Origin of the sequence: Chromohalobacter sp. HP20-39 (assembly GCF_033052815.1) — a bacterium.
Lineage (GTDB): Bacteria > Pseudomonadota > Gammaproteobacteria > Pseudomonadales > Halomonadaceae > Chromohalobacter.
In genome coordinates, this window is the sequence record NZ_JAWHTP010000374.1 from 1 (window position 1) to 326 (window position 326).

Consider the following 326-nt stretch of genomic DNA (forward strand, 5'->3'; position numbering starts at 1 on the left):
GATGCCAATTGCATGTGGCACCCTGCAACCCTACGACCACTCCAGGACACTCCGTGTCCCAATATGAGCGGGCACCAGTCGTCTCAGAAATCCTCCGCCCAGCGCTCCCAGAAACCAGGTTCGTCGTGATGGGCGTTTTTCATCGCAAGCTCAAGCGGCACAATGTAGAAGCCCACATCACTGAACTTCATCGTACCGTCTGGATGCTCGAGAAACGCTTGGACTTTCCGGTACAGCGCATTACGTCGGTCAAATGGCACGTCAAGATAGACCTCGCCAGCATACGAACGCATCATGGTCTCTGACGCAATAGGCGCGCATTCGCG

At 55.5% G+C, this 326-nt stretch carries 1 protein-coding gene; it reads right to left on the minus strand.

The features are described 5' to 3' along the window. Positions 1 to 83: 83 nt before the first annotated feature. A partial coding sequence (locus RVY79_RS18430) for a hypothetical protein (RefSeq protein ID WP_317465990.1) occupies positions 84 to 326 on the minus strand: 243 nt, incomplete at its 5' end.